Consider the following 3,313-nt stretch of genomic DNA (forward strand, 5'->3'; position numbering starts at 1 on the left):
CCGGGAAGCTCCATGGTGCCGCCCGCGGCCTGCTGCATCCGGTGCGCGTCGGCCAGCAGCTCGGCGTCGCCGTCGCGCACCCGGGACTCGGCGGTCCGCCGGCGCTCGGCGAGGCGCTTCTCCACGTCGGCGAAGCGGCGGGTGTCGAAGAGGCGGCCCAGCAGCTTGCCGCGGGCTTCGGCGTCGGCGCGCAGGAAGCGCGCGAAGTCGCCCTGGGGCAGCAGCACCACCTGGCAGAACTGCTCCCTGCTCATGCCGAGGAGCTGGGTGATCTCCTCGCCGATCTCCTGGTGCGAACGGCTGAGGTCCTTCCAGGTGCCCGAGGCGGCGTCGCGTTCGCGGAGCCAGGTCTGGGCCTTGTCCAGTGTCGTACCGGTGCCGCGCTTCTTGGGACGCTCCCAGGGCGGCTGCCGGGTGATCTCCAGCCGCCGTCCGGCGACGGTGAGTTCGAGGGTGACCTCCGTACGGGTGCCGGGGGCGGCGTGGTCGCTGCGCAGCGCCATGCCCTGGCCGCTCTGCCGGGCCCCGGGGACGGAGCCGTACAGCGCGTAGCAGACGGCGTCCAGGACGGAGGTCTTGCCGGCGCCGGTGGGGCCGTGCAGCAGGAAGAGGCCCGCGGCGGACAGCTCGCCGAAGTCGACGCTCTGGGTGCTCCCGAAGGGCCCGAAGGCGGTGATGTCCAGCCGGTGCAGTCTCATCACGCCACCTCCCGTACCGTCTCGTCCGCGCGGACCGCGTCGAAGGCGTCCCGCAGGACGGTCCGTTCGTGCGCGTCGGGGCCGGTGCCGCCGCGGACGTGGGTGACGAAGTCCTCGGCGATCTGCTGGTCGTCGCGGCCGGCGAGGCGGCGGGCGTAGGAGATTCCGGGGTCGTCGGCGGTGCGGGCCGGGTCGAAGACGAGGCTGAGGGTGTGCGGGAAGCGCTCGGTGAGCCGGGCCATCGGGTCGGCGGGGCGGACCGGGTCGGTGAGCGTGGCCTCGATCCACGCCTCCTCGTGCCGGGCCAGCGCGGGGTCGGCGAGCAGGTCCTCCAGGGCGCCGCGGATCCGGGCCAGCGCGCGGGGCACGGGGCAGTCGACACGCTCGGCGGTGACGGACCCGTCGGCGGCCAGGTCGACCAGCCACATGGTCTTGCGGTGGTCGGTCTCGGAGAAGGAGTACGGCAGCGGGGAGCCGGAGTAGCGCACGCGGTCGGTGAGGGTCTGGCAGCCGTGCAGATGGCCGAGCGCCACGTAGTCGGCTCCGTCGAACACGCCGGCGGGCACGGCGGCCACTCCGCCGACGGTGATGTCCCGCTCGCTGTCGCTGGGTTCGCCGCCGGTGACGAAGGCGTGGGCGAGGACGACGGAGCGGGTGCCGGGGGCGCGGCCGGCGAGGTCGGCGCGGACGCGGTCCATGGCGGCGGTGAGCACCGCCTCGTGTCCGGCCCGCTCCACCGCGAACTCGTCCCGCACGAGGGCGGGTTCGAGATAGGGAAGGCCGTAGAAGGCGACCTCCCCGTGACTGTCGGACAGCAGCACGGGCGTGCCGCACGCGGACGGCTCGGTCCGCAGATGGATGCCGGCCCGGCCCATGAGCCCGGCACCGACGCCGAGGCGGCGGGCCGAGTCGTGGTTCCCGGAGATCATCACCGTCGGCACGCCGAGACGGGCGAGACGGTGCAGGGCGTCGTCGAACAGCTCGACCGCGGCGAGCGGCGGCACCGCGCGGTCGTACACGTCTCCCGACACGACCACCGCGTCCACCTCGCGCTCGCGCGCCGTGGCGACGAGGTGGCGGATGAACTCGGCCTGGGCACCGAGCATGCCGACCCGGTGGAAGGACCGGCCGAGGTGCCAGTCGGAAGTGTGCAGCAGTCTCATGATTCCCGCAGCGTAACCGCCGGGTCCGACAGCACGGGCGGTTACTCCCGTATCACCCCGTCATGAGCCCGTCCGTATTCGACGGTTATGCGGCGACAGCGGCACATGGGAGTTCTGTCACGGACCGGTCACGCGTCCCCGTACGCCTCGCCGCCCAGCTCGAACCCGGCCGTCCCCGCGGTCGCGTCGGCGAGCCAGGCGCGGAAGGCCGGCACGTCGGCGTCCGGAAGTCCGATACCGATCGTGACCTCCTCGCCGTAGTGCACGTCGCGCACCTCGCGTCCGGTGGCGCGCAGATCGTTCTGGACCTTGCCCGCCCGCTGGTGGTCGACGGTCACCGTGGCCAGCCGGAAGCGGCGCCGGGTGATCGTGCCGAGGGTGTCGAGGGTCTCGCCGACGGCTCCGCCGTACGCGCGGATGAGGCCGCCCGCCCCGAGCTTGACGCCGCCGTAGTAGCGGGTGACGACGGCGACCACGTACCGCATGTCGCGGCGGAGCAGCATCTGGAGCATGGGGACGCCGGCGGTGCCGCCGGGCTCGCCGTCGTCACCGGCCTTCTGGGTGGAGGCGTCGGCGCCGATGACGTAGGCGAAGCAGTTGTGGGTGGCGTCCGCGTGTTTCCTGCGGACGGCGGCGATGAAGTCCTGCGCCTCCCGCTCGGTGGCCGCCGGGGCGAGGGCGCACAGGAAACGGGAGCGGTTGACCTCGGTCTCGTGCACACCCGCGCGGGCGACGGTGCGGTACTGGTCCTGCATCCGGCCAGCCTATGCGCCGCCGCGCGGGCGGGCCGCCGGGGCTACCGCCTTCCGCCCCGGGGCACGGTGAGCGACGTCAGCAGGGCGGTGCGGGGGGCCAGATCCCGCCAGGCGGGGCCGCGCCAGGACAGTGCGGCGATCGCGGAGGTGGGGAACTTGGCGCGGACCCGCTCCAGGGTGTCCTCCAGACCGTCGCCGGCCAGTGCCAGGACGAGGTCCTCCAGTCCCGGGTTGTGGCCGACGAGGAGCAGCGTCTCGACCTCGGCCGGTACCTCGTGGATCACGGCCAGCAGTCCGGGGACGTCCCCGTGGTACAGGCGCGGGTCGCGACGGACCGGCGGCGGTGTGCCCCACTGCGCGGCGGCCAGCTCCCAGGTCCGGCGGGCGCGTACGGCGGTGGAGCACAGCGCGAGTCCGGGCAGGCAGTCCGCCTCGGCGAGCGCGCGTCCGGCGGCGACCGCGTCCCGGCGACCGCGTGCGGCGAGGGGGCGCTCGTGGTCGGTGACGCCCTCCGGCCGGGCCGACTTGGCGTGGCGCAGGACGACGAGTCGGCGCAGCGGTCCCGCACCGGCGCGTTCGATCACGCCGGGGATCCCAGGTCGCGGGTGAGGTCCAGGCCGAGCAGGCGGTCGGCGTAGGCGTAGGTCTCGAAGCGGGCGCCGTCCGCCATCCCGGGATCCGTCTCCACCGCGTGGAG

General features: G+C 74.2%; 4 protein-coding genes. All 4 read right to left on the bottom strand.

Going from position 1 to position 3,313, the window contains the following annotated elements; translation table 11 throughout:
• Nucleotides 1-698 (bottom strand): AAA family ATPase (locus B9S61_RS07135; RefSeq protein WP_146064743.1); only part of this gene is annotated, 698 nt, incomplete at its 3' end.
• Nucleotides 698-1,861, bottom strand: a complete 1,164-nt coding sequence (locus B9S61_RS07140) for an exonuclease SbcCD subunit D (protein WP_103541486.1) — start codon at nt 1,859-1,861, stop codon at nt 698-700. The genes B9S61_RS07140 and B9S61_RS07135, both read right to left, overlap by 1 nt.
• A gap of 128 nt (nt 1,862-1,989) precedes the next feature.
• Nucleotides 1,990-2,616 carry a YigZ family protein gene (locus B9S61_RS07145; protein ID WP_103541487.1) on the bottom strand — a complete coding sequence of 209 codons (627 nt, stop codon included), beginning with the start codon at nt 2,614-2,616 and terminating at the stop codon, nt 1,990-1,992.
• A gap of 41 nt (nt 2,617-2,657) precedes the next feature.
• Nucleotides 2,658-3,200: a histidine phosphatase family protein gene (locus B9S61_RS07150; RefSeq protein ID WP_103541488.1), complete on the bottom strand. Its 543-nt coding sequence runs from the start codon at nt 3,198-3,200 to the stop codon at nt 2,658-2,660.
• Nucleotides 3,201-3,313 lie beyond the last annotated feature (113 nt).

Origin of the sequence: Streptomyces sp. SM1, assembly GCF_002910825.1 — a bacterium.
GTDB lineage: Bacteria > Actinomycetota > Actinomycetes > Streptomycetales > Streptomycetaceae > Streptomyces > Streptomyces okerensis.

Excerpts from the sequence above, each read along its gene's own strand:
- B9S61_RS07145 (WP_103541487.1), bottom strand. The coding sequence starts at position 2,616 with ATGCAGGACCAGTACCGCACCGTCGCCCGCGCGGGTGTGCACGAGACC.
- B9S61_RS07140 (WP_103541486.1), bottom strand. The coding sequence starts at position 1,861 with ATGAGACTGCTGCACACTTCCGACTGGCACCTCGGCCGGTCCTTCCAC.